This is a genomic window from Psychromarinibacter sp. S121 (assembly GCF_049801035.1).
Lineage (GTDB): Bacteria > Pseudomonadota > Alphaproteobacteria > Rhodobacterales > Rhodobacteraceae > Psychromarinibacter.
This window is the reverse complement of the sequence record NZ_JBNAGE010000005.1, coordinates 100436-124920: the sequence shown is the minus strand read 5'-3', so window position 1 is coordinate 124920 and position 24485 is coordinate 100436. Positions and strand designations below refer to the sequence as shown.

The 24485-nt window shown below is 62.6% G+C and carries 20 protein-coding genes; 10 read left to right on the top strand and 10 right to left on the bottom strand.

Translation table 11 applies throughout. The features are described 5' to 3' along the window. The 4 genes from ACP156_RS21195 to ACP156_RS21180 all read right to left on the bottom strand — a co-directional run bounded on the left by ACP156_RS21195 (position 1) and on the right by ACP156_RS21180 (position 4584). Positions 1 to 1521, bottom strand: a complete 1521-nt coding sequence (locus ACP156_RS21195) for a GMC oxidoreductase (RefSeq protein ID WP_425053385.1) — start codon at positions 1519 to 1521, stop codon at positions 1 to 3. Between the two features lie 88 nt (positions 1522 to 1609). After that, positions 1610 to 2338 (bottom strand): class I SAM-dependent methyltransferase, encoded by a 729-nt coding sequence (locus ACP156_RS21190; protein WP_425053384.1) that lies wholly within the window; start codon positions 2336 to 2338, stop codon positions 1610 to 1612. A gap of 70 nt (positions 2339 to 2408) precedes the next feature. Further along, positions 2409 to 3500, bottom strand: coding sequence for a glycosyltransferase family 4 protein (locus ACP156_RS21185; protein WP_425053383.1), 1092 nt, complete (start codon positions 3498 to 3500; stop codon positions 2409 to 2411). A gap of 163 nt (positions 3501 to 3663) precedes the next feature. After that, complete coding sequence (locus ACP156_RS21180) at positions 3664 to 4584, bottom strand: sulfotransferase (protein WP_425053382.1); 921 nt, start codon at positions 4582 to 4584, stop codon at positions 3664 to 3666. A 315-nt stretch (positions 4585 to 4899) separates the two neighbouring features. Here ACP156_RS21180 and ACP156_RS21175 point away from each other — a divergent pair, with 315 nt between their 5' ends. From ACP156_RS21175 to ACP156_RS21155, 5 genes are all read left to right on the top strand, one after another. Then, positions 4900 to 5841 (top strand): sulfotransferase family protein, encoded by a 942-nt coding sequence (locus ACP156_RS21175; protein WP_425053381.1) that lies wholly within the window; start codon positions 4900 to 4902, stop codon positions 5839 to 5841. Then, positions 5834 to 7048, top strand: coding sequence for a glycosyltransferase family 4 protein (locus ACP156_RS21170; RefSeq protein ID WP_425053380.1), 1215 nt, complete (start codon positions 5834 to 5836; stop codon positions 7046 to 7048). Before ACP156_RS21175 ends, ACP156_RS21170 begins: the two co-directional genes overlap by 8 nt. After that, complete coding sequence (locus ACP156_RS21165) at positions 7035 to 8015, top strand: glycosyltransferase family 2 protein (RefSeq protein WP_425053379.1); 981 nt, start codon at positions 7035 to 7037, stop codon at positions 8013 to 8015. Before ACP156_RS21170 ends, ACP156_RS21165 begins: the two co-directional genes overlap by 14 nt. Beyond that, positions 8012 to 9175: a glycosyltransferase family 4 protein gene (locus ACP156_RS21160; protein WP_425053378.1), complete on the top strand. Its 1164-nt coding sequence runs from the start codon at positions 8012 to 8014 to the stop codon at positions 9173 to 9175. The genes ACP156_RS21165 and ACP156_RS21160 overlap by 4 nt, the downstream gene beginning before the upstream one ends. A gap of 397 nt (positions 9176 to 9572) precedes the next feature. Then, the gene (locus ACP156_RS21155) at positions 9573 to 10289 is read left to right on the top strand and encodes a sugar transferase (protein ID WP_425053377.1); all 717 of its coding nucleotides are present in this window, start codon (positions 9573 to 9575) and stop codon (positions 10287 to 10289) included. Between the two features lie 65 nt (positions 10290 to 10354). Here the strand turns inward: ACP156_RS21155 and ACP156_RS21150 are convergent, their stop codons facing one another. Next, positions 10355 to 13372, bottom strand: coding sequence for a glycosyltransferase (locus ACP156_RS21150; RefSeq protein ID WP_425053520.1), 3018 nt, complete (start codon positions 13370 to 13372; stop codon positions 10355 to 10357). Between the two features lie 101 nt (positions 13373 to 13473). Next, complete coding sequence (locus tag ACP156_RS21145) at positions 13474 to 14580, bottom strand: glycosyltransferase family 2 protein (RefSeq protein WP_425053519.1); 1107 nt, start codon at positions 14578 to 14580, stop codon at positions 13474 to 13476. A gap of 414 nt (positions 14581 to 14994) precedes the next feature. Between ACP156_RS21145 and ACP156_RS21140 the strand changes: the two genes are divergently transcribed. Continuing rightward, positions 14995 to 16779: an ABC transporter ATP-binding protein gene (locus ACP156_RS21140; RefSeq protein ID WP_425053376.1), complete on the top strand. Its 1785-nt coding sequence runs from the start codon at positions 14995 to 14997 to the stop codon at positions 16777 to 16779. A 15-nt stretch (positions 16780 to 16794) separates the two neighbouring features. Here ACP156_RS21140 and ACP156_RS21135 read toward each other — a convergent pair whose 3' ends face one another. Genes ACP156_RS21135 through ACP156_RS21125 form a run of 3 tightly spaced genes read right to left on the bottom strand, consistent with a single transcriptional unit; the run spans position 16795 to position 18514 of the window. Beyond that, entirely contained in the window at positions 16795 to 17427 is a 633-nt protein-coding gene (locus ACP156_RS21135; protein ID WP_425053375.1) for an aspartate/glutamate racemase family protein, read from the bottom strand. After that, entirely contained in the window at positions 17424 to 17903 is a 480-nt protein-coding gene (locus ACP156_RS21130; RefSeq protein ID WP_425053374.1) for a RidA family protein, read from the bottom strand. The genes ACP156_RS21135 and ACP156_RS21130 overlap by 4 nt, the downstream gene beginning before the upstream one ends. Beyond that, a complete protein-coding gene (locus ACP156_RS21125) occupies positions 17900 to 18514 on the bottom strand; it encodes an NIPSNAP family protein (RefSeq protein ID WP_425053373.1) in 615 nt (204 codons plus the stop codon). Before ACP156_RS21125 ends, ACP156_RS21130 begins: the two co-directional genes overlap by 4 nt. A 166-nt stretch (positions 18515 to 18680) precedes the next feature. Between ACP156_RS21125 and ACP156_RS21120 the strand changes: the two genes are divergently transcribed. Further along, complete coding sequence (locus ACP156_RS21120; RefSeq protein ID WP_425053372.1) at positions 18681 to 20030, top strand: dihydroorotase; 1350 nt, start codon at positions 18681 to 18683, stop codon at positions 20028 to 20030. A 48-nt stretch (positions 20031 to 20078) separates the two neighbouring features. Here ACP156_RS21120 and ACP156_RS21115 read toward each other — a convergent pair whose 3' ends face one another. Then, entirely contained in the window at positions 20079 to 20756 is a 678-nt protein-coding gene (locus ACP156_RS21115; protein ID WP_425053371.1) for a GntR family transcriptional regulator, read from the bottom strand. A gap of 291 nt (positions 20757 to 21047) precedes the next feature. On the opposite strand from ACP156_RS21115, the gene ACP156_RS21110 reads away from it, so the two are divergent. The 3 genes from ACP156_RS21110 to ACP156_RS21100 are packed head-to-tail and all read left to right on the top strand — an operon-like array spanning position 21048 to position 24468. After that, positions 21048 to 22121 (top strand): nitrilase-related carbon-nitrogen hydrolase, encoded by a 1074-nt coding sequence (locus ACP156_RS21110; protein ID WP_425053370.1) that lies wholly within the window; start codon positions 21048 to 21050, stop codon positions 22119 to 22121. Positions 22122 to 22131: 10 nt separating this feature from the next. Then, positions 22132 to 23466 carry a Rieske 2Fe-2S domain-containing protein gene (locus ACP156_RS21105; RefSeq protein ID WP_425053369.1) on the top strand — a complete coding sequence of 445 codons (1335 nt, stop codon included), beginning with the start codon at positions 22132 to 22134 and terminating at the stop codon, positions 23464 to 23466. Positions 23467 to 23469: 3 nt separating this feature from the next. Then, a complete protein-coding gene (locus ACP156_RS21100; protein ID WP_425053368.1) occupies positions 23470 to 24468 on the top strand; it encodes a PDR/VanB family oxidoreductase in 999 nt (332 codons plus the stop codon). Positions 24469 to 24485 lie beyond the last annotated feature (17 nt).

Genomic DNA, 24485 nt, shown 5'->3' with positions numbered 1-24485 from the left:
TTAACGGGGGTGCATCAAGATCAGGTGGTCCGCTAGGCGCATGCCGAGGGCGGCAATGGTCAGGAACGGATTCGCGTTCCCGTATGTCGGAAAGACCGATGGCCCAGAGACATAAAGGTTGGGTGTTCCAAAGACGCAGTTGTCGCTGTCGACGACACCGTTAGCCGCGGAGTGTCCCATGCGGGTCGTTCCCATAAAATGCGAGTGAATCCCGGTCAGCCCCCAGTCGCTCGCCTCCGCGAGGTTCCGGTAGTTCACGGCGCCGACGCGTTGCGCCTTCAGCAGTTCGTCCAGCCGCTGCATGAAGCCGACTACCGACGCCTGGTCCCGCTCGCGGAAGTGCCAAGTTATATTGATCTTTGGCATTCCTAGTTGGTCGCGCTCGGCACTTAGCGCGATCCGGTTGTCTGGGTCCGGGAACTGGTCGAAAAAGCCACGTAGCACGAAGGACTTCGCGCGGGGCTCCAGCTTGCCGAGACGTCCCAGCGTGTTGAACGTCTTGAGCCCAATGCTTCCCAGAATGCGCCGTGCGGTCGGGTTGCCGGTCGCAAGAGAGTTGCGAGAAACGCCTTTCTGACGCGCGGCTTCGAACAGCTTGCTGGCGCGGTATTCGAGGAAAGGGCTGAGCTGGACATAGTGATTCAGCCCTTCGATGCTTTCTTGATCCTGCGCCGAAAGGGCCATACCGATCCGCATGAGTTGCCCCTGAACGCGCGTGTCGCTGAACAACGCGTTGCGGGTCGAGACCGCGCGACCCAGCGTAAGCGTCGCGATGTCTGCCTTGGGATGTGTCGAGAAGTATCGCCCCAGCAGGCGACCCCCAATTCCCGTATCGCCGTTGCGACTAGCTAGCATCAGCCGGGGAACCTCCAGCCCGCCGCTGGCGAGGATGAAGACGCGGGCTTTTACCGATAGTGTGTGTCCCGCCGGATGCGCGACATCTAGTGTTGTTACCGTTCCTGCTTCATCCGCGTGAATCCGCGTGACCGGCGCATCCGTGCAGACATGCAGGTTCGCATAGGACTCGGCCACCTCCCTTAACAGCGTTCCGATGCGGAAGGGCGGTTCGGACCAGACAAAGGGCTTGTACGTGAGACCTTCGAGTCCTTTAGATGGCTGCCACTTGCCTAGCGACACGCCCATCATCTCGAACGCCCGGGCGTAGTACGGCGCGAGCGCCTCGTAAGGGATCGGCCAGTTGCCATCGACCCAGCGGCGTTCGGCGAAATCCACTGCGTCCAGCGGCGCCACGCGCCCCGCCCAAAGGTTAGAAGAGCCGCCGAATTGTAGCGCCCGCCCGAATGCAATGTCTGCGGTGCCTGTGAGGACCATTTCGTGGACGGTGGTATCGGGCAACGGCTTTGTCGCCGTTCCTGCCTCGAGAACCAGAACGCGGCGACCGGCCCGCGCCAGTTCAACCGCGGGCACGCCGCCGGCCGGACCCGAGCCCACGATGCAGATATCGGTGTCGAGCGTCGTGAGCTCGGGTCTGTCACGCAGCGACCAGATCGGTTTGGGCATTCAGATCAGTCTCGACGCTAAAGGCCAACAGTTCGCAGCGGATGCCAGGCGTCGCGAAACTCTCTGCCTTTAATCAAATCGCTGCGTGTCATTTCACTACCACGGCCTGCATGTTCGACGGCAGCATGGTGTCGCACTCGCTACGGGCGTCCCGGAACTCTCGCGTCTCGTACTGTTTGAGGATTGTAAAGTCGAACAGCCGCATTGTGTGCGCCATCAGCTCGATGATTGGACGGAAAATCGGGATGATGTCGCATTGCAGGAGGATGCGCTGGATCAAGATGCCGATAGTCTCGAAGGGTTGGCTGGCGCCGCGCAACATGTCGAAACCCTGCCAATCCTTGAACAGCAACCGGAAACCGTAGGGCGTGAAGTGAAAGAAGTTATTCGGACATTCGTGGAACGAGAACACCGCCGAAGCAGAAATGATCAGACGCCCGCCGGGTTTAAGGATGCGGTGCATCTCGCCAATGATGCGGTCGGGATCGGGGATGTGCTCCAGCAGCCCGGTGCAGAGGATTACGTTGTAGCTTTCGTCCGCAATCTTGTTGAGTTCGCGGTAGTACAAGTCGACGTGCATGTCCGCCGGAACGTCCGGGCGCTTTGTGACAGTGTAAGCGTTTGGAAAATAAGGTGCGTGGTCGACGTCTTCGGAGTGGATGACCAACGTCATCTCGTCGGTGGCGGTGTCTCGGCACAGTCGGTCGAGGTTGCGCGTCGAGAGCTTTTTTTTCGAGAAGGTAAAGCGTTTCGCATTGCGCCATTTCTTCCGCCAGCCAGTCGGTTTCGGAGGGGCAGGCGCGGTCGTTTGGTTCATCTGTCGGTGTCCTTTGGGTCGTTTGCCGCTTTGGCGGTCGGATAGTTGTCTCGGCGCAGAGACCTCGTCATCAAGGCTGCCCCCTCGATACCTCGGCGGCTGGGGTGCGGGCCATGCGCAACCCGTCAAGAATGTGCTCGGCCCGTCTGTCCCAAGAGTACTTCTCGACAAAGTCGACGCGGGCACGAGCGCCCAACGCCACGCGCGTCTCTGGCGAGGAATGTAACGCGCGGATCGCGCTGACCCACTCTTCCGGGGCATCGGGGTTTGCAAGGCGGGCGTTCACGCCGTCAGTCAGAACCTCGCGCAGGACCGGCAGGTCGGAGCAGACGATGGCTTTGCCGTGTCCCATGTATTCGAACAGCTTAAGCGGTGACATCCAGTCGGACAGGTTGCGGCCCTTGCCACCAAGCCCCTGAACGAACCTCAGATATGGCGCGAGCACGATGTCCATGGCTTCGATATAGCCCGCGACCTCGGAATGCGGCCGGTGCCCGTGGAACGTAATGTTCTCGCCGGTCCCCACTTTCGCCAACTCATCCTGCCAATACGAGATGTCTTCGGGCCGCCCTCCCACGACGTGCAGTTGGGCGTCCGGCAGAAGCGGCGCGATAGCGGCGATCAACTCCATGCCCTTTCCGGGGTAGAGATGCCCGGTATATCCGATGCGGAAGTCTCCCTTCAGGTCCAAGGGGGAGGCAGGCTTCGTCACCGGATCAGCCCCGTCATGTGCGACGATGATGCGCCCGGCCAGCGCCGGGCAGGTTTCGGCGTACCAGTCGGCCAGCTTCTCGCTGATCACGACCAGAGAGGTGAACGCGCGCGCCTGGATGAGTTTCTCGAACCGTTTGCGATCATTTGGTTTGTCGCCCCAAAGAGGCTCGTGCATCTCGATGGCGACGTTATATCCCAGCCGCGCCGCAACATAGGCCACGCTGATCGAGCGGGTGTAGATCAGCGAGTGTCGCCTGCAGGCATGCCGCAGGCAGGCACTGAGACCGAACATGAGCATCCGGCCGGGCAGCTTCGGGGCAAAGCCGGCCGCGACTTTCGGCGGGTGCGACAGCCCGTAGAATGCAGCGAGACGGTGGCCGGCATCGGTAGGCGGCGCAGGCTGAACAAGCGTCGTTTTCGCGCCCGCACGGATGAAGGCATCGCACATCTTCGCCACCTGCACGGTGTTCGCAGCGCTTCCGGGCAACGGAACTTGGTGAACATAGATGAGTTCGTTGAATGCCCCATGTGGCGTGGACACCCGACGAGTCGGATAGGTCGGCTCTGAAACTCCGTAGGTTACCATTCCACCACTCGTCTCACGTCGATCTTCAAATCAGTTCGCCCACGTCCTGACCATCCGCTGGCACCGCCGGCGCGGCGCACTCCCATGGAAGTCCGTCGCGACCAAGCAAAGCGGCGACGCGTTTGACGTCGTCGCGGTAATAGTCGCAAAGCCGCGTACGGTCCGTCGCGGTGATCTTCGTTTCAGGTGGGGCGGTCCGGTTCGCGGACTTGATAAAGTCGTAGACGCCGATGGCCTTCAGCCTTTTGGCGATCCCGCGCGTTGCGGGGAAATTGCGCAGGGCGCGGGCACCGCGGACAGAGGCGTTATAGGCCCAGGCGCTGCGATAACCGCTGGCCTCGTTCCGGCGCTCGCCAAGCCGCGCCTCCATGAACGGCTCGGGGTCGATCCCGAACCAGTCCGCGATCTCCGTCATCGCGGTCTCGGGCGCGGCCATGACCTCTTCAAAAATGAGGACCTTCGTGCTTTCGCGGGAAAACAGCGAAAACCAGCGTTCCAGTTGCGATGCATACAGACCGCGCTCGAGGACGCGCGCGTCGCCTGCGTCGACAAGTGCGTCGAGCGGGGTGTCGATATGGGATTTTGCCATCGCCATCCGGTAGTGCGAGATGGCTCGCGTTACCGGGTCGCGCAGCAGCAGGATGAACCGCGGATCTTCCAGAGTCTTCCGGATGCGGTCGGGTGCGTCTTCGTCGCAGATGTACATCGGGGTGGCCTCGCCCCGGATCTGGTCCGGAGCCGCCGCCGCGAAGTGCCTTTCATACCAGTCCAGCCCGCGACGCGCAAAGTTGTCGGTCTCGATCAGGTTCGAATCCCGGCGGTTGAAGAAGTGCACCTCTTTCGTGTCGGGGAGGAACAGGGCAGGGTGCCCGCGCATGACATCATAGAGCCACGTGGTCCCGGCTTTCTCTGCGCCGACTACGAGGAAATGTGGCAGCATATGCATTCCTTCATCCGTCCACTCCGGCGGTTTTCAAGCGCCTTCGCGGACCTTCGGCATGGTGCCGAATGATGGGCTTAGGGTTCACGGAAACTTAACCGGATGCAACTGCCCCTTCGGGGATTGGTGGCGTGGGTGCGCGGCGGGCATGCTAATGTGATGGTGGCAGCCATCAAACCGAGCGGGTTCTTTCAGGATGCCGACGGATTGAGCGTTGATGATGCGCGGAATGCGCTAAGTTGTTCATCGTTAGGTCAAATCCCACGTATACGGCGCTGTTTTCCGGAATGCGCCTGACATCGTAATTCCCATAAGTTAACGTTGCCCAGACACGACCGCTCCCCTCAGGACCAGATGCAAAGTCCAAAGACGCCTCGCGTTCTCTACATTGCCGGATACAGCCGCTCGGGTTCCACGATCATGGACATGGTGTTGAACGGCCACCCGGACGTGGCGTCGACAGGCGAGCTTACTTTCCTGCACGATGACGCGGCCGATACCACGCTGACGTGCAGTTGTGGCGCGATCTTCCGCGACTGCCCGGTCTACGGGGATTGGCTTGCGGACAGGCCGGACGGAGAAGGCGGGGTCGTGCGCCGGGTCGAGTCGCGGGCCAATCTCGACCAATTGATCGCGGGTCACATCGCAGAGGGCGACTGCACGGTCTACCGGGACTATGCACTCAGCCTGTTCAACCATTTGGCGGCCAAGCACGATGCCGAAGTGATCGTGGACAGTTCCAAATCGGCAAAGGACGCGGCCGGCCGGCCCATCGCGCTTGCGCGGCTGGGCGGTCTTGACGTTCGCGTCCTGCACCTGACCCGCGATCCGAGAGCGGTGGCCAATTCTTACCTGCAGTCCGGGTCCAACTGGGTGCTGGAAGGCCGCCGCAAACCTCGGCCCTTGGATACCCTGCGACCCGTCATGGGCTGGATGCTTGCCAACAAGATTTCGCAGCGCATCGGTCAGGCCCTAGGGCCGGATCGGTACATGCACGTGCGCTATGAAGATTTCCAGCGCGACCCCGCGACCGTGCTAGGCCGCATCGGGACGTTCGCAGATCTAGAGACCGGTGAACTCGGCCGCGCCGTGACAAACGGCAAAGCCTTTGAGGCTGGGCACAACGTCGGCGGAAACCGCACGCGACTTGCCCCGCAGGTCGTTTCGCTGTCGCCGAAGCCTGTCCCGCGGCTTCCGATGGCGCATTCCGCTGCGCTTCGCTGCGTCTGTGGCCGCACCGCTAGGAAGTTTGGTTATGTCTGAAACCGGCGGTCGCGGAATCCTGATGCTCAGTTGTCAGATGATGCCCGAAGTGTTCGGGGGCGCCGAACAGCAGTGCCTCCGCCTGAGCCGGGCGCTGAAGGCGATGGGCGAGCGGCCCCAGATCCTGACCAGCGTCAGCACCGACGGCATCCCGGAGCACGAAATTGTGGACGGCATTCCGATCACCCGTCTTCGGGTGCCGTCCCCGCCCCAGATGGGTGGGCGCAGGATCTTCTCTTCGGTGAAATGGATGTTGGCGGCGCAGAAGTGGATCAAGCAGCACGCGGGCGAAATCTCGTTGATCCACTGTCACCAAGCGAAACTGAACGCCTGGGTCGGGGTGCGTGCCGCGAAACGTCTTGGAGTCCCGTCGCTGGTCAAGCTGGGAACGGCGGGCCAGAACCTTGATTTCTATAGCCTCGAGCGAAAGAAATTCGTCTGGGGGAAAGTCGCCGCGCAAGAGATTGCCAGGGATGCGACGCGGATCGTGTCGATCAGCAAGGAAATGTACGACGACACGCGGGCCTTCGGTATCCCCGAGCCGCGCTGTCAGCTTATCCCGAACGGGGTTGAACCCGTGACCCCGATCACAGCCGAAGAACGAGCGGCCCTGCGCGGCGAACTCGGCGTTCTGCCGGGCGAACGGTTGCTGCTGTTTGTGGGGCGAATGGAGCGGCAAAAGAACGTCGAGTCGTTGCTGACGGCACTTTCGCAGATCCCCTATGACCGCTTTCCGACGCGACTTGCGCTGTTGGGCGACGGTGCCCTGCTGGATGTTCACCGCGACATGGCGCAATCGGTCGGTCTTGACGGTCGAGCCGTGTTCGTGGGGCGGGTCTCGGACGTCGGGCGCTACCTTGGCGCCTCTGACCTTTTCGTTCTGCCCGCGCTGGCCGAGGGCATGTCCAATGCGTTGCTGGAAGCAATGGCCGCCGGCGTGCCGCAAGTAGCGTCCAGCGTCTCGGGCAACACGGACCTGATAGTTCAGGGAGAGACCGGTTGGCTTTATGGAGCGCCCCGCGACGCCGACGCGCTTCGGGCCAAACTGGAGACGGCGCTGTCGATGGAAGACGCCGCGCTGGATAACGTCGGCGCAACAGCACAGCACCGGGTGCGAGAGTTCTATTCTATAGAGGCGGTGGCGAAGCGATACCTCGGCCTCTATGACGATTTGCTGTCGGAAACTCAGATACATGCCGTCGCCTAGCTTCACAGTCATCATCATCTCCTACCACCAGGAGGACTGCATCGCAGAATGCATCGAAAGCGTGCTGGCCCAGACCGCTTTTGACAGCATCGCTGAAATCCTCGTGGTAGACGATGCGTCGACGGATGGCTCTGTGGAGGCGGCGGAGAAAGCGGCAGAGGGGCAATCCAAGGTCCGCATCGTCCGGCGCGAGACCAACAGCGGTGGTGCCGCCGCGCCTCGTAACGACGGTTTGCGGATCGCAAAGGGCAGTCATATCGCCTTTCTCGATGGCGACGACATCTGGCTGCCGCACAAGCTGGAGACAGAGCTAGCGGTGCTGGAAAAGCATCCGGGTGTTGGCTTGATCTATTGCGACTTCGTGACCTTCTCGCAGGACTACGACGACCGCCGCACCGTCTGCACGCATGTGGATGCGGACGATACCAACCAGCTTGCGAAGATCTTCGTCCGAGGCGGGCCGATCCTGCCGTCGTGCGCCGTAGTGTCAGCCGAGGCGGTCAGGGCCGCTGGTCTGATGAACGAGAACCTGCGATTTAACGAAGAACAGGAATTCTGGCTTCGCATCCTGACTACGTCGCGGGCGCAGCATATCCGCGAGGCGCTGGTGCGCAGGCGTGCATGGGAGGGAAGCCTTGGCTCGGTGACCTACGGGCTGGAGAATATCGCCTGCAAGCGCGAGATCACCAGGATCATGCTGAACCTGCAGCCTGACCTCGAACGCGTAGCGCCGAAACGTGAGGCACAGATCGAGTTCAAGACGGCGGTTCACTACTTCAGGCTAAACGACAAGGCCTCTGCCCGCGCTCATTTGCGCAAGGCCATCGCGCTTGACGGCTCTTTGCGCAAAGCCCGGCTTTACCTCGCGATTTCCTATGTCACCGCTCGGCCCGAGACGTTTCTGACCCACGCCCGCCATCTTGCGTCCCGTGCCCGGTCCCTTTCGCTGGGTGGCGCGCGCAAGTGAGGATCGTTCACGCAATCACTTGCCTGCTGCGCGCGGGCGCAGAGGAGAACACCATCGCAACCTGCAATGCGCAGGCGGCCCGTGGACATGACGTGTGGCTGGTCTTCGGGCGCGACGTTGATCAATCGACGCTGGCGACGGTCGATGACCGGGTGCAGACCGTGCAGGAGCCGATCCTCCTGCGAGAGATTTCACCCGTCGCCGACGCAAAGGCCATCTTTCGCCTGACACGGATTTTTCGGGAGATTGCCCCGGACGTCGTTCACACGCATCAGTCGAAGGCCGGATTTCTGGCCCGCTATGCCGCCAGACGTGCAAAGGTGCCGATCATTGTGCATGGCGTTCATATCCTGCCGTTTCTGAACGTGTCTGCGCCGAAACGGGCAGTTTATCTTGCGATGGAACGTCTTGTAGCGCCCTATACGGACGCCTTCTTATCCGTATCGAAGGGGATGCGGGATGCGGGCATTGCAGCCGGTCTGGGCAAGCCTGACCAGCATCACATCGTCTATTCCGGAATGGACCTTGAACGGTTCCGCTTGGCCTCGGTGCCCTATGGCCGTCCGACGGGACGCATGATTGTCTTCGTTGCGTCGCTTGAAGAGCGCAAGCAACACGGCGCCTTCCTCAGGATCTTCGCAAATCTGGTCGGTCGTCATCCGGATCTGACGCTGTGCCTGTTTGGTCAAGGCGAACTGGAAGATCAGCTGAAGGCGGAAGCGGCGGACCTGGGTGTCGGGGACAGCGTCAGGTTCATGGGCTTCCGTTCGGACGTCGGGGAGTGGATTACAGCAGCTGACATCTGCGTCCTGCCGTCGCTGCGCGAGGGTCTGCCGCGCGTCGTCGTTCAGTACGTGGCTGCTGGGAAGCCGGTCGTGGTCACGGACCTGCCGGGTATCGAAGAAATCGTTCAGGACGGAGAGAACGGCTTTGTCGTCGGAATGAAGGCGTTCGACGATATGGAGAATGTGATTGAACGCTTGCTGAGCGAGCATGGCCTTGCAGAGAGGATGGCGCGTGCCTCGCGAGCGGTCGATCTGTCCCGCTGGTCGGTCGCGGGCATGGAGCCGAAGATCAACGAGATCCTATTGGGCCTGGCCCGGAAGAAGGGTCTTGAAGCGCGGATAAGTCCTCACGCGGTGTCCGCATCGGCGGACTGAGCGGCTGTTCCTAGCGTGCCCGGACTGCGGTCGTGGCGGGCCTATCGGGCGCGCCCGGCTGCCCTTGCGCCTTTTGTCGATCGCCGTAACGGTCTGAAAGAAAAATTCATCCAAGCTTAAAGCAATCGATCCGGCCGTCGCAGCCAAAGCGGCGCCCGGAGATTTTCCAGCTTCTGCCTAATTTTAGCCATCTTGCCCTTTCGCTGCCCTCAGACGGGCGCTGCGACGCAGCATGGTCGGTTTTCGGCGGCTCCGGCGTCCGCGTGCCAGAAACTGTTTGCCAATAAATTAATGAAGCTATTTAAATGAGATAATCACAACAAGCCTACCTATCGTTGCAGCAAAAATAATTAACGGCGGCCAACTGCCGGACGAATCATTTGTGGATGAGGGTAGTATGGATTTGACGTTTGTATCCGCAGGAGCGGCTTGCCCGCTGTGTAACGGAAACAGTCCCTGCTTCAATTGTAGCACTGCTGCGTTAGCGGAAAGTCAGCCTGCAGGACGGTTTTCCAAACGGCTCTTCGATTTGGTTTTCAGTGGCCTTGCGATCGCCGCAGGAGCGGTTCTGTTCGTCGCTATCGCGGTGCTGATCCGGTTGCTAAGCCCGGGTCCGATCATCTTCAGACACGAGCGCATCGGGTTTCAAGGGGCTCGGTTTGACTGCCTCAAATTTCGCACGATGAAAGTCGGTGCAGACAAGATCCTGGAAGACCATCTGGCTGCGAACCCCAAGGCGCGAATAGAGTTTGAAACGACCCGAAAACTTCGGAACGACCCCCGGATTATTCCGCTGATCGGTCATTTCCTCCGCAAAAGCAGTCTCGATGAAATCCCGCAGTTCGTGAACGTTCTTCGCGGGGACATGAGCGTCGTCGGACCCCGCCCGGTTACGCGGAAGGAAGTCGACCTTTACGGCCCAAGGATGTCGTCGTACCTCAGCGCACGTCCGGGGATCACCGGTCTTTGGCAGGTCTCGGGCCGCAATCGGTTGACCTTTGCCGAGCGTTGTAAGCTGGACGAGAGCTACGTCCGTGATTGGTCCTTCAATAGCGACATGCGGATCATCCTTCGCACCGGCCGTACTGTGCTAAGCGGAGAAGGGGCTTTTTAACCGCCCCTTCACAAAGCCGCAGCACGTCCTGATCCCTCCATAGCGCGCAAGTTCCTAATAAGCCGTTAACGGCTGTGAAACTTGCGCATTGCCTGTTTCAGGGCGACGCGCCGGTGCCTCAGCGCGTTCGTCTGGCGGGGCGCTGGCAGTTTTGCCCGCATTTCGTCGGGCCCGTCCGTCGGCGATAGTTCCATTCGTCCTATCCGCAAATGACGGTCGAACACGTTCGCCGGCATCCCGCTGGTGGTCACACCCATCGCATATCCGTTATCTTCGAAGATCCGCTCGACTATCTCGCTGTGATCGCCGTAGGGGTAAGCGATGGTGTCGACCGCATGACCGATCTGCTGCTCGATCACGGTCCTCGACATTAGCGCTTCCGAAGCGACCTCGTCGTGCGAGAGCGTGGTGAGGAGAGGGTGCGTCATTGTGTGCGAGCCGATCTGCACGCCCTCTGCGACGAGCTCGCGGATTTGATCCCAATTCATAAGAGGCGCCGGTGGGCCAAACCTGCTGTCCCACTCCGCGGCTTTCCCAACCAGCCCGGGCACGACGAAGACCGTGGCAGGGAACCCATACTTCTGCAGGATTGGCCAAGCGTGCTCGCGGAAGTCGACATAACCGTCGTCGAAAGTGATCAAAACCGCACGGCCGGGTACGCCGCGGCAGCGATCGGTCGACCGCTGCCACGCGTCAAGCGTGATGCCGTGATAGCCGTTGTCCGCCAGATAACGCATCTGCACATCGAACTGCTCGGGGGTGACACGATACGGGTCCAGCCCCGGATTCCCTTCATTCGCAACGCGATGGTACATCAGGATCGGCAGCCGGTCGGTGACCTCCACCTGCTTGAACCGCGCGCAACCGTTCCATTCAATCTGAGACGAAACATAGAAGTTCAGGTCCTCGGCACGCTCGATGTCGATGATAGGGGGCGCGGAAACGGTGGTGTTGGAGCCCTCCGTCGTTTCCAGCAGCTGGATGCGGTAAAGATCGCTTCTGAACTCCTTGACCAGTTGCAGGCCGTCGGTGTCGGAAAAGATCTTCCCGATCGAGCGGGCGTCGAAGTTGTGCCCCCACTCGAACCCGGTTTCTTCGGGACGGATGGCGGCGACGTTGCCATGCGCCATCAGGATCAGGCCACCGGGGTTGAGGTGTTTCTGAAGGCGTTCGGCAAGGGAGCGGATCTCGGAACCGCGCTCGAAATAGTAAAGGACCTCGCTGCAGATAATCAGGTCGAATTTCCCGGGGACCGGGTCGCGAATGAGGTCGAGCGTCTGGTACTGGATGTTCGTGTGCGCGGAACACGCCTCTGCCGCCCGCTGCACCGCAGTCTCTGAGATATCGGTTGCGACCAGTTCGTCGACCAGCGGTGCGATAAGCTGCGTGAAGTGGCCCTCGGCGCAGGCAAGTTCCAGCGCGCGCCCGAAACGGCGATTGGGAAGCGCGTCAATGGTTTGCTGGTACTTCGTCTGCTCGTACGCGTTGGTGTAGTCCCACGGATCCTGCGTGGAAAAGATCCCCTCCCAGTAGTCCGTTCCGTAATCGGACGTCACCGTGACCGTATGCTGGCGGTTCTTTGCCATTACGTTAGCTGGCGAGGGGGTGGGGGTGTCCGCATCCGGTTCTTCGGCGGTTCGCAGGATGCCTGATGCCTTTACCAATTCCTCGCCGTGCAGGATCGCGAATTGGCGCAGCGCAGCCCGCCGCGAGGCAGGTTCGAGCTGGCTCAGGTAGCCGGCAAACCGGACGAACGACCGCCGGAACACCGTCTTTGCCATGGGCCCCATCAGTGGCAACGCGTCCCGGCCTTTCTTCCGCAGAACGTGCGCCGCGATGCGTCCGCCCATCCGCTCGGCCACGGCGTCGAAAATCCGCTGCGCCGCGACATGGCCGTCCCGCACGTCGAGCGTTACCGTCCCGAACCGCTTATCCTTGCGGTACACGTTGATGGCCGCCTGATCGTGGCCTGGCGGCACGTCCAGCGATGATATCGGATCGATCACGTCGATCGACGTCCAGTACGTGCCGCCGATCGCCGTCGGTTCGCTCAGGTGCGCGTGGCGGAACACAAGCGTCTCCAGCAAGCGAAGTGTGCGTTGCTTCAATTTCGGGTCGCCGCAGCGGTCTTCGATGGTTTCGAGAAGATCCGTGATGCGGGGCCAATAGTCCGACCAATCGCTTTGAAGCTCTCCGGTCCCGTGCGATATCGCATCGTGGATCGTCGCGGCCAGCCCGTAGGGCGTGATGTCGGCATTTGCAAAATCACAATCGTCGTCAAGGATCTTTTTGCCGGTGCCTCCTGTCGCGATGTCGAGGATGGCCGCCCATGTCAGATGCATGGCAAGCGTGTGGGCCATGGCTTCCGGCGGTGCGCCCTTGGCCCATTGAGGATCGGGATCCGGAACGCGGGCGTCGGGCTGGTGGCCGCGGCGAATGACCTTGGCCCCGTCGGCGGCAAGGTTGTGAGCGGCGGATCGGGACAACGAACCGGGGCGAAGGCGAATGAACGCAAGAACTTCGGACGTGTTCGCGAACTTGCCCTTGGAGCGCGCAAGCCTTTGCCAAAGGTCCCAATCCTCGCAGGTCTTCAACGTGGCATCCCAGCCGCCGACTTCGAGGACAAGCGACCGGCGAAGGAGGCCGCAATGGACGGCGATCGGGCAGTCGTGCGCCGTGGTGTTGAAAAACTCCTGCCGCGGGACCGGTTGCCAGTATTTGCCCCGCTCTCCATGCTCGTCGACATCAACCGCAGCGCAGAAGGCGCCGTCCAGCTTCCGTCGCGTGACACGCGGCAGCAATTTCTTCAGGAAGTCAGGCGAAACCCAATCGTCGCTGTCCAGGAAAACGACATACGTGGCGGTTGTCGCCTTCATCCCGCTGTTCCGTGCGGCGCTGGCGCCGGCGTTCTCTTGCTGAACAAGATTGATCCGGCTGTCGCGCCCCGCCCAGTCCCGCGCCAAGTCAGCGGTTGCATCCGCCGAGCCGTCGTCGACGATCACGATTTCCCAATCTTCGACGGACTGCGCCCGAACACTTTCAATGGTCTCGCTCAGATGCAGAGCGGCGTTGTAGGCCGGGATGATAAAGGCGACTTCGGCGATTTTTTCGGTCCTCTTGGTCTGATATCAAAGAGTTTTAGAGGGGAGGCCGGGCCGAACAAGCCCGCCCGGTCAACACCTGATCAATTCCGGCCCTGTAAGGCATATTTCTGTTCGGTGTCGACCCGAGAGGCTTGGGCCGGTTCGCCGATTTCGTGAGCAAACAGGCGCTCCAGTTGCGCATCGAAATCCTGAAGGCGTTCGAATTTGCGAGTGTTTTTGACGGTCTCCTCGGCCAGAACTCCGTCACAGGGATCGAGGTCGAAGAACTCCGGCGCAGTCTCGCCCTTCGGATCAAGCGCCTTGGCACCGAACCGATCCCTGACTGCCTTGAAACGGTTCTTTAGGCGGTACACGATCTCTTGCCCGGCACCACGGGGGTCGCTTCGCAGGAAGCTTGAAAGCGACGCCAAACACTCCTTGATCGCTCCGTCTTTCAGGAACTTGAGCCACGCGTAATTGTGAGCAGCGGCGAGCGCGGCGCGTCTGAGGCCGGGCGGGATGCCAGGCTCGTTCGCGGAGGTGCCGATCACCAAGATCAGCGACCTTGCCATCTCGCTGTGGTGCAGCGTCGCGCAATCCGAGTGTCTTCGATAGCCCGTCAGGAACTCCGGCACGACATCGATCCGGAAATGCTTGAGCAGCCGAAGGTGAAAATCCCTGTCCTCACAATGGCTCAGGGCCGTATCGAACCCTCCGACAGCAAGTGCCGCGTCGCGCCGGACCAGTAGGTTGCTGCCATTTCCTATGTGGTTGATGACCAGATGGCTGCCATACAGATAACCCCGTGAGTATCGGGTGGGGCCGTTCTTGAGTACCTTTCCGCTACGGTCGATGATCCTGAATAGCGAATAGCAGGCGGCCCAATCCGGCTGATTGCGATGTTTCGCCATCGCAGCAACCTGTTTTTCAATCTTTGTTGGATGCCAAAGATCGTCGGCGTCGAGAAAAGCGACATAATCACCTTTCGCCGCGTTCATGCCGATGTTCCGTGCACTGGAAACACCAAAATGCTGGCTTGGTATCCATCGGACTTGTGGATAAGTACTTGCGAGTAAGGCAAGGGTACTTGCGCTATCGTCCGAAGATCCATCGTCAACCGCAATAACTTCAATGTTTCTATAGGTTTGGTCGCAGGCGGATTTGATCGTGGCCGTAAGGAAGGGGTCCGCATTAAAGACAGGAACCACGATGGAAACAAGAGGCTTCAATTCGTTACTCAAGGCCTAAAGTATCGCATAATTATCACGTCACCGGAGATGGCAGCACTCAAGCGAAGGCGCACCATAATGACGTGGTCACAGCCTACGTCTTAGGAAGATATACTGCGACGTAACCGAAGGGCAATTACTTCCTTTGGCGACAAGGGCGCGGTCTGGCGCGCCGACACGCCGGACGAAGGTAGAGGCGGGAATAGGCAACCCTAGCCTTTGAAAACCGATCCAAACCTGTGTAGGTGCGCCGGCGAGCCGATACATCAGAGGCCGCGACGCAATCGCTGCGCGGCGCTCTTGTCAGGGGCAGCCAAGCTGATACGGTTGATCTGAACGATATTCAGGCTGCGGAATTACCTTGGTCGCTCTCTCTTCCCCGAACAAAAAGACTTGCGCTGTGTCCGCTTCCATTTGGTTTGCGTCTTTTGGTTTTGCGATGCTGTGTCGGGTATGAAAGACGGGCGCCTGTCGAACCTTCAAGCCGTCCTGATCCTGTTCAACTCATTGGGGGGATTGCGCTGGTTCGTTCTGGTTCTTCTTGCCCTCAGCGTCGTGGCCGCCGTCTTCGAGGGCGTGGGACTATATCTGCTTGTGCCGCTGATCGACACGATCATTGCCGGGCAGGATGTCTCTTGGGCCGAGTACCCGTTTTCGGATCACCTCGACGTTCTTTTGCAGAGATTTCCAGACGACTGGCAAGTCCGCGTCCTCCTGTTTTGCATCGTCGCTGCCATCATCGCGAAGAACGTCACCCAGTTCTGCTGCGACTATTTCTGGATACGCTATGACGCCACGGTCAACGACCGGGTGCAGGGCAGGATGTTCGCCCGCCTGCTGAACGGGGGCGGGCGGGAGCTTGGCAAGACCTCCGGAGAGATCATGAATGCGTTTGAAAACCAGGCGTGGCGGGCAGTGGACGCGATGCTGTCGCTGCTTACGTCCTTCAGCGAACTACTGGCGGCGAGCTTCTTCCTGTTCCTGCTGCTGGCGTTGTCCTGGCAACTGACGGTGTTGGTTCTTGTCTGCGCGGCGGTGATCGCCGTTGTCGTCCACCTTTTGGTCACCCGGATCGAGCGGCTGGGCCATGTCGTCGTCGATAGCCAGCAGCAACTGACGGTGCGGATCTGGGACACAATCGCAGGGCTCAAGACGATCAGGCTGTTCGGACGCGAGCGATACGAGCACCAAAGGTTTTCCGAGGCCTTCGACCGGCTTCAGCGCGCAAATGTCCGGCAAGAGACGATCTCTGTCGCGGTGCAGCCGGTTACGGAACTGCTGATCTTGCTGTTGATCACGTTGCTTGCCTTGGTGGGGCTGGGCATGTCGATTGTGGCGATCCCTGCATTCGTGAGTTTCATCATCATCCTGCGCCGCCTGATGCCACGCGCCAGCGAACTAGTCGGAATCCGCGTGAACTTTTTGGCCGAAGTTGCTGCAATTCATGCGATTGTTCCGTGGTTGGCTGACGGGGCCAATCGTCCTGCGGGAACCACGCCCTTCACCGGTCTGGAAACCGATATCGCCGTCGAGGGGCTATCGTTCCGCTACGACGGCACGGACGGTCCGGTGCTCGAAGACCTGAGCTTTCGTATCCCGAGGGGAGAAGTCACAGGGATTGCCGGGCCGTCGGGTTCCGGCAAGTCGACCTTCGTGGACCTGTTGTGTCGCATGTCGGTGCCGACGGGCGGGCGCATCACCGCCAATGGCAGAGACATAGGCGCGTACAAACTTGGGGATTGGCTTGGACAGATCGGGGTCGTGACGCAGGACATCTACCTGTTCAACGGAACCATCGGCGAGAACATTGCCTACGGAAAGCGTGACGCATCGAAGGAGGCGGTCCGGCAAGCCGCGACGCGTGCGAATGCGGATGGCTTCATCATGAACACCCGCGACGGCTACGAAACCGTCATCACCGACAATGGGTCAGAACTGTCAGGCGGACAACGGCAGCGCATCGCGCTGGCGCGGGCCCTGCTGCGCAATCCGGACCTGCTTATCCTCGACGAAGTGACCAGCGCGCTCGATCCGCTGTCTGAAACGCTGGTCCAGGAGACCCTGGCCGCGCGCCCGGTGGGATGTACCGTGGTGCTGATCGCGCACCGTCCTACTACGCTAAAGTCCGCGGACACGATCGTCCGTTTCTCGGCTGCGACAGAGGCGCAGCCAGACTAGGCGAAATACCGTCTCCTACACCACCGACACGGCCACCGCGCCCGCGGCCAGAACCGGGTCTATGACCGGGATGCCAAGGTCGCCTTGCAGGGTCGCGCGGCGGGGGCCGAAGCCGCCGCAGCCTAGGATGATGGCGCCGGCCCCGGCGGCCTTCAGGCGCTCGCCCGCCGCAAGGATCTCGGGGTACAGAGCAGGGCCGTGGCCGGCGTCGTGGGCGGACACTCCGCCCAGCCCGACCTCCAGCGCCAGACGCGGCAGGACGCCCATCGCGTCAAGCCGCCGGCGGTGGCGCTCGATGGGAGCTTCCGACAGCGCGATGATCCCGAACCGGGGCGCCAGCGCCAGCGCGGCGGCGACCGAGGCTTCCTGTATCCCGATCACCGGGCAATCCAGCCGCGCGCGTGTTTCGGCAAGGCCGGGGTCCGAGAAGCAGGCGATCACGACGGCGGCTGGCTCGGATTGGTGCGCGGCGAGGGCAGCGACGCGCGGGCCTGCGCGGTCCACGTCCTCCTGCGTGACGATCGTCGCCGGTCCCTCGGCAATGTCGAGGCAGCGGAACCGGGGGTCCAGCGGCGCAAGCGTGTCGCGGATGGCCTGCGTCACGGTGCCGGAACTGTTGGGGTTGATGACGACGATGTCGCGGGTCATTGCGGCTCCGGCGTCCTGGGCGCGAGGGCGAAGACCGCCTCGATCTCGACCGTGATGTTGTTCGGCAGCGCTGGCAAGCCCACGTCGGTGCGGGCATGGCCGTCCGGAAACATGCTGTCGAAAAGCTCGGAACAGCCGTCCAGAACCTCGGGGATCGCCGTGAATTCGGGCACCGCGTTGACCGTGCCCAGCAGTCGGATGACGCGGGTGACGCGGGCCAGCCGCCCCGGCTCGGTGGCGATGGCCGCCAGCAGGGCAAGCCCGGTGCGCCGCGCGCGGGCGCGGGCCTCGGCTGCGTCCACCTCTTCGCCGACCCGGCCCCGCAGGGGCACGCCATCGGGGTCCAGCGGCGCCTGACCCGAGACATGCAGCAGCCCGCCGATCTCGGCCGCCGCGACGAAGGTTCCGACCGGCGGCTGGGCGGGCGGCAGGGTGACCCCCGCCCGCGCCAGAACGGCAAGGTCGCCGGGCGTCATTTCAGGTCCGAGAACCCGGTGGCGAGGAACAGTTCCGACTGCAGGCCGGACAGATAGTCCGACCCGCCGGGGGGCGGCCAGATGCCTTCCTTGCCGGCCTGCGCCCGCGCCGCGACGCGGTCCTCCAGCGCTTTGTAGGGCCAGATATGCACCATCTTCTGCGGGCCTTCCTCGATCGAGGCCATCACCATCAGCAGCTTCGACATCTCGTTGCGGCGCTCGATGATCTTGCCCCACGCTTCTTCGGTCTGCGGAACGCCGCCGGGCGACATGCTGTAGGTCCGGAACTCGTAGAACGGACCGTAGGCGCCCGGCTCGATATCCGCGCAGAACGAGAACGGCTTGTAGGCCGTGCTGTTCACGCCGCCGAGGTATTCGCCGATGCCATAGGGGTTCTCGGTCTCCATCAGCCGCGCGCGCTCGGCGGCCAGCGCCTCGGTGCTTTCGTAGGCGGTCAGAAAGTGGAACCGGTTCAGGACGCCGAAGTCGCAGGAAAACGCGCCAAGGACGCGGCCGGTGCTGGAAAAACCGGCATAGGTTTCAGGCAGCAGCGGCATGACCGCGCCAAGGGTGTTTGGCAGCAGCGCAAGTGTTGTGAGATCGTAGATCATGGGGTCTCGCTGGAAGTGGTCCGGGACGGGTTGACGGGGTGGCATCGACTATGCACACATCTGGTATGCCAAAGGGATTCCACGTTTGCCGCGGCAACGCAAGCCCCTTGGGCGGGGATGCAGGCGCACCGCGGCATGTGCCGGAAAAAAACCAAGGAGGGCAGGGATGCTCGATCTCGTCTTGAAGGGGCGGCTAGTGCTGCCCGGTGGCAGCGTCACGAAGGGCTGGCTGGGCATTGCCGGTGGCCGTATCGTGTCGCTTGGCGAAGGCGAGGCGCCCGACGCCGCCGAAACCACCGACCACGGTGACGCGCTGATCCTGCCCGGCGCCATCGACGGTCAGACCCATGCGGGCAGCCAATGGGGCTTTCCCGGCATCGCGCCGACCACCCGGGCGGCGGCCATCGGCGGGGTCACCACCATCGTCGACATGCCCTATGACCATCCCGATCCGATCACGACCGTCGGCCTGCTGAACCAGAAGGTCGCCGCGATAGAAGAGCTGGCCCACACCAACGTCGCGCTGTACGCCACCATCCCGACCGACCCCGACCCGGCGGACATCAGCGGGCTGGTCGAAGCGGGCGTGGCGGCCTTCAAGATCTCGTCTTTCGAGGCGCATCCCCACCGCTTCCCCCGGATCGGGTCCGGCGCGGTGTTGACCCTGTTCGAGACGCTCGACGGCACCGGCCTACCCGTCGGCCTGCACAACGAGGATCAAGAGGTCGTCCGCGCGACCGAGGCGAAGTTCCGTGCCGAGGGGCGCACCACGCCGCTCGATCACTCTCCTTCGCGTCCGCCGGTGGCCGAGATGTCGGCGACGGCAACCTTCCTCGAACTCGGCGCATCGCTGGGCGGCCACGCGCATATCGTCCACATCTCGATCCCCGAGGGCTTCGACCTTGTTGCGGAACATGCCGCGCGGGGCGAGAAGGCGAGCGCCGAAATGTGCCTGCATTACCTGCTGTTCGACGCGGAAGAGCACATGCCGACGCTTGGCCCGAAGCTGAAGGTGAACCCGCCGATCCGGTCGGGCGTCCGCGATGCGCTGTGGCAGGTGATCGAGGACGGCGGCGCGGCTTTCGTCTCCTCCGACCACTCGGCTTGGGGTCTCGAGCGGAAGGCGTCGGAGAACATCTTCGAGGTGGCGGCGGGCATGCCGGGGCTCGAAACGCTGCTGCCGGGCTTCTACACCGAGGCGCTGCGCCGCACCGGATCGGTCGAGGCCGCCGCCTCGCTGACCGCCGCGCTGCTGGCCGAGGGGCCTGCGGACTTCTTCGGGCTGGAAACCAAGGGGCGGCTGGAGCCGGGCTGCGACGCAGACATCGCGGTGCTGACGCCGGGCGAGATCGTCTATGATTCCGCGCGCACGCCCGAAGGCTCGGCCTGGAGCGCCTATGACGGAATGACCTTCGCGGCGATCCCTTCGGCGACCTATGTGAATGGCGTGCGGGTTTGGGACGGCGCCAGCGTCAGCGCGGAAACGCCCGGCACCTATGCCCGCCGGACGGCCTGAGCAAAGAGATGTGGAACAAGGGTCTGGCGGGCAGGGCGCCCGCCAGCATCAGCGCGTCAGCCCCGCCAGACGGCTGACGATCGCGACCTTCACCGTCTCGATATGCTGCGTCATCGCCGCGCGCGCGGTCTCGCCGTCGCCGGTCTCGATCGCGTCCAGCAACTTGGCGTTCTCGTCATACTGGTAGATGTGCTTGTTCGGGTTGCGGAAGGCGTTGAACACATGGGTCCGGCGCCGCAAGTCGCGGATCATCGCGGCCATCAGTTCGTTCCCCGACGCCTCGGCAATCGCGCCGTGCAGCAGGTTGTCGGTCTCCCAGACCTCGGCGGGGGTCGGTTCGGACTTTTCCGAAAGCGCCTTCATCGCGTCGCGGATCTCTGAGATCGTTTCGGGCGGGATCTGTCCGGCGGCAAGGCGGGCGGCTTCGGATTCAAGAAGCTGGCGGATGTTCAGCACCTCGACGAAGGCTTCGGTCGAGAAGGGCGCAACCGTCACGCCGCGGCCGGGCTGGCGCAGCACCATCCGTTCGGCTTCGAGCCGGCCAAGCGCTTCGCGGACCGGGGTGCGCGAGGCATTCAGGCGTTCGGCCATGCGGCGTTCGACGATGACATCGCCCGGGCGCAACTCGCCACGGATCAGGATGTCGATGATCTGCTCGTAAACCTCGTTGGTCCGAGTCGGTTTGTCGTGGAGCGCAGTTACGTCCAGCGCCGCATTGGTTTCCATCTGCCTGTAGTCCTTAGCCTCTCCTCGTGCCGAACGTTCTAGCAACCCTTTGCCTGTTTTGGAACCGCCGGAATGCCCTTGGTATCCCGTCGCGGGATTCCTTCTGCCCCGCGTTTGACGGCAGACGCGTTGAACTGCGGATTTTTTAGGCAACGCACCGCATTCCGGCCCCCGGCAGCGGTCGGCATCGGGAGGCGCTTGATTTCGGGTTCCGAGGGCGGCAGACTAATGGTATACCAGTGGTGCGCAGCTGGCACCTGATACACGGCAAAGACGCCGGAAGGAGACCCGATGACGATACCGTCCTGGCGCGCGACCTGCATCCAGATGCAGAGCGAACGGGCCTGTCAGGCTGCCGATGACGCGGGCGGCTGGGCGGTGATCGCCCGCAATCAGGCGCGTATGATCGGCCTGATCGAAGCCGCGCTTGCCGGGCCGGACCGTCCCGATCTTGTCGTCTTCCCAGAGTTCGGCATGCAGGGTCCGCCGTTGGGCATGGCGGTCGAGGACTGGATCCGCCGCGCCTGTTCGACGGTGCCCGGCCCTCTGACTGAACCGCTTCAGGCGCTGGCCAAACGCGAAGGCATCTACATCGCCGGCAACGTGTTCGAAGCGCCCGAGGAATGGCCGGGCCGCTACTTCAACACCTGCATCATCATCGGACCCGCCGGCGATATCATCTATCGCTATCGCCGCGTGAACGTAGCGGCCTTCCCGTCGGTGCACGACTTCATGACCGACTACATGAAAGCCACGCCGAAGGATCAGGTCTTTCCGGTCGCCGACACGCCGCTGGGCAAGATCGGCGTCATCGCCTGTGGCGAGATCACGGTGCCCGAGGTCGCGCGCTGCATGATGTTCAACGGGGCCGAGGTGATCCTGCACCCGACGAACTCGCGTTATTCCGCGGCGCAAGAGGCGGCCAAGCTGGCCCGCTGCGCCGAGAACATGACCTACATGGTTTCGGCCAATGTCGCCGGGCCCATCGGCTTCTCGCCGGACGGCACCTTCACCGGCGGCCGGTCCCATATCCTCGACCACTGGGGCGAAACGCTGGCCTTCGAGGAAGGGGACGCCGAGGGGACCTCTGTCTCGGCCATGATCGACATCGAGCGCCTGCGGGCCGACCGCCGCAACGACACCGGCCTGTCCAACCCGCATCTGCGCGCCCGCTACGAGATGTACGTCCCGTTTTATGCCGACGCGCATTTCTACCCGCCCGACCGCTTCCGCGACGCCCCGATGAAACACGCAAGCGAAACCCACGCCGCCATCGCGCAGGCGCGGGCCAATCTCGAATGGGCCGGTGTGCTCGTGCCCCTTTCCGCCGGAACCGAGGATCCGGCCTCGACCGTCGAACTCTAGGAGAACCAAGATGATCACAGCTGAAGAAAACGTCGACCTCTGCGCCGTCGGCAAAGGAACCCTGATGGGAGAATTCTTCCGCCAGTTCTGGACCCCGGTCTGCCTGTCGTCCGAGCTTGTCGCCGACGGCGACCCGGTGCGCCTGATGATCCTCGGCGAAAAGCTGATCGGCTTCCGGGACACCGAGGGCCGGGTGGGCGTCATGGACCACCGCTGCCCGCACCGCTGCGCGTCGCTGTTCTTCGGACGCAACGAGAAGGGCGGCATCCGCTGCGCCTATCACGGCTGGAAGTTCGACGTGACCGGCAAGTGCCTTGACCAGCCGAACCTCGAGGACAAGAACAAGTACCCGGCGGGCACTCCGGCCTATGCCTACAAGACCTGTGAATCCGGCGGCATCGTCTTCGCCTACTTCGGCGAGCGTCAGGACAACCCGCCGCCGCTGCCCGAGATCGACGCCATCATGGGCGAGGGCGACGACCGCAACATCGCGCTGACCCACCGCGACTGCAACTACATGCAGGCGCTGGAAGGCGACATCGACACCTCGCACCTTGGCTTCCTGCACGTGGGCGGCATCGACGGCGAAAAGCTCGACCTGTCCGACCCCGAAGTGTTCACGGTCACCGAGAAGTCGCCCAAGATCAACGTGACCACGACCAACTTCGGCACCATGTACTCGGCGCAGCGTGACGCGATGGAGGGCCACGAGCACCAGCGTTACGCCTGTTATCTGTACCCGTTCTGGGTCACCTATCCCGGTGGCGGCGGCCTTGCGGCCAGCAAGACCGTCAACGCGTGGGTGCCCATCGACGACGACTCGACGATGATTTTCAACATCGACCTGTCGCGGGCCGAGGGCGGCGGCAAGAAAAAGCTGAAATACGCTGACGGCACCCCGGTTGGCGGTCTGGAACGCCCGCTGGAATACCTGCCCACCACGACCGACTGGAAAGGCCGCTGGCGTCCGGTCAAGGATGCCACCAACGACTACGGCATCGACCGCGAGTGGCAGCGCAACGGCGACAGCTACACCGGCATCGTCGGCGTTCCGCTGCAGGATCAGGCGATCCAGGAAAGCATGGGCCACGTGGTCGACCGCACGATGGAGCACCTCGCCGCGTCGGACCGCATGGTCATCCTCACCCGTCGCGTGATGCTTGACGCCGCGCTGGAATGGCGCGACAGCAAGAAGCTGCCCGACTTCGTGGATCACCCGGAATACGCCCAGAATGCCCGTGGCGGCGACATCATCGTGCCGAAGGGCACCGACTGGCTGGACGGCTACGAAGAGAAGATGGCCGAAGCCAAGGGCTACAAGCCGAACCTTTCGGCGGCCGAGTAAGGCATGACCATGCAGGAAACCATCCGTGCCGGCGCGACAGCGCCGGCACAGGACACCGGCCCCCTGACGCTGCGCGTCACGGCGATCCGCTACCTCGCCGAGACCATCCGCGAGATCGAACTTCGCCGCCTGGACGGTGGCCGGCTCGACGGGATCGAGGCCGGGGCCCATATCGACCTCGCGCTGCCGGGGGACCTGTCGAACAGCTACTCGCTGGTCAACGCGCCCGGTGACGACGACCGCTTCCTTGTGGCGGTCAACCGCGACCCCGCCAGCCGTGGCGGGTCGGCGTTCCTTGTCGAGGACCTTCGCGTCGGGGCGACGCTTCAGGTCTCGGCTCCGCTGAACACCTTCCCGCTGACCGACGCCCCGCGCTTCGCCTTCTTCGCGGGCGGCATCGGCATCACGCCGATCCTGTCGATGATCCGCGCCTGCGCCGCGCGAGGCACCCCGTGGGAGCTGCACTATGCCTTCCGGGCCGAGGCGCTGGCCGCCTACCTGCCAGAGCTTCGCGCGCTGGCCGCCGCCTCGAACGGGGTGCTGCACCTGCATGACGATGCGCTTACCGGCACCGTCATGGACATCGCCCCCCGCGTGGCCGCCGCCGCGCCCGACGCGCATCTTTATTGCTGCGGCCCCGAACCGATGATCGCGGCTTTCACCGACGCATCCAAGGGCAGGGACCCCGATGCCGTCCACGTCGAGCACTTCAAGAACGAGTTCGAAGCCTCGACCGAAAGCTTCACCGTGGTGCTCAAGCGCCGGGGGCAGGAGTTCGAGGTTCCGGCCGGGCGCACGATCATGGAAGTCCTCACAGAGAACGGCATCCGCGTCGCCTATTCCTGCCGCTCCGGTGTCTGCGGCACCTGCGAGACGCGGGTCATCGAAGGCGAACCGGACCACAAGGACAACATCCTCAGCGACCGCGAGCGCGCCTCGAACAAGGTCATGCTGATCTGCTGTTCCGGCAGCAAGTCCGGACGCCTCGTCCTCGATCTCTGAACCTGGGGCCGGGTTCC

What these genes read in the sequence shown, in the direction of transcription:
- ACP156_RS21195 (WP_425053385.1), bottom strand. Translation starts at nt 1,521, where the DNA reads ATGCCCAAACCGATCTGGTCGCTGCGTGACAGACCCGAGCTCACGACG.
- ACP156_RS21190 (WP_425053384.1), bottom strand. Translation starts at nt 2,338, where the DNA reads ATGAACCAAACGACCGCGCCTGCCCCTCCGAAACCGACTGGCTGGCGG.
- ACP156_RS21185 (WP_425053383.1), bottom strand. Translation starts at nt 3,500, where the DNA reads ATGTGCGATGCCTTCATCCGTGCGGGCGCGAAAACGACGCTTGTTCAG.
- ACP156_RS21180 (WP_425053382.1), bottom strand. Translation starts at nt 4,584, where the DNA reads ATGCATATGCTGCCACATTTCCTCGTAGTCGGCGCAGAGAAAGCCGGG.
- ACP156_RS21170 (WP_425053380.1), top strand. Translation starts at nt 5,834, where the DNA reads ATGTCTGAAACCGGCGGTCGCGGAATCCTGATGCTCAGTTGTCAGATG.
- ACP156_RS21165 (WP_425053379.1), top strand. Translation starts at nt 7,035, where the DNA reads ATGCCGTCGCCTAGCTTCACAGTCATCATCATCTCCTACCACCAGGAG.
- ACP156_RS21155 (WP_425053377.1), top strand. Translation starts at nt 9,573, where the DNA reads ATGGATTTGACGTTTGTATCCGCAGGAGCGGCTTGCCCGCTGTGTAAC.
- ACP156_RS21135 (WP_425053375.1), bottom strand. Translation starts at nt 17,427, where the DNA reads ATGACCCGCGACATCGTCGTCATCAACCCCAACAGTTCCGGCACCGTG.
- ACP156_RS21130 (WP_425053374.1), bottom strand. Translation starts at nt 17,903, where the DNA reads ATGACGCCCGGCGACCTTGCCGTTCTGGCGCGGGCGGGGGTCACCCTG.
- ACP156_RS21125 (WP_425053373.1), bottom strand. Translation starts at nt 18,514, where the DNA reads ATGATCTACGATCTCACAACACTTGCGCTGCTGCCAAACACCCTTGGC.
- ACP156_RS21120 (WP_425053372.1), top strand. Translation starts at nt 18,681, where the DNA reads ATGCTCGATCTCGTCTTGAAGGGGCGGCTAGTGCTGCCCGGTGGCAGC.
- ACP156_RS21115 (WP_425053371.1), bottom strand. Translation starts at nt 20,756, where the DNA reads ATGGAAACCAATGCGGCGCTGGACGTAACTGCGCTCCACGACAAACCG.
- ACP156_RS21110 (WP_425053370.1), top strand. Translation starts at nt 21,048, where the DNA reads ATGACGATACCGTCCTGGCGCGCGACCTGCATCCAGATGCAGAGCGAA.
- ACP156_RS21105 (WP_425053369.1), top strand. Translation starts at nt 22,132, where the DNA reads ATGATCACAGCTGAAGAAAACGTCGACCTCTGCGCCGTCGGCAAAGGA.
- ACP156_RS21100 (WP_425053368.1), top strand. Translation starts at nt 23,470, where the DNA reads ATGACCATGCAGGAAACCATCCGTGCCGGCGCGACAGCGCCGGCACAG.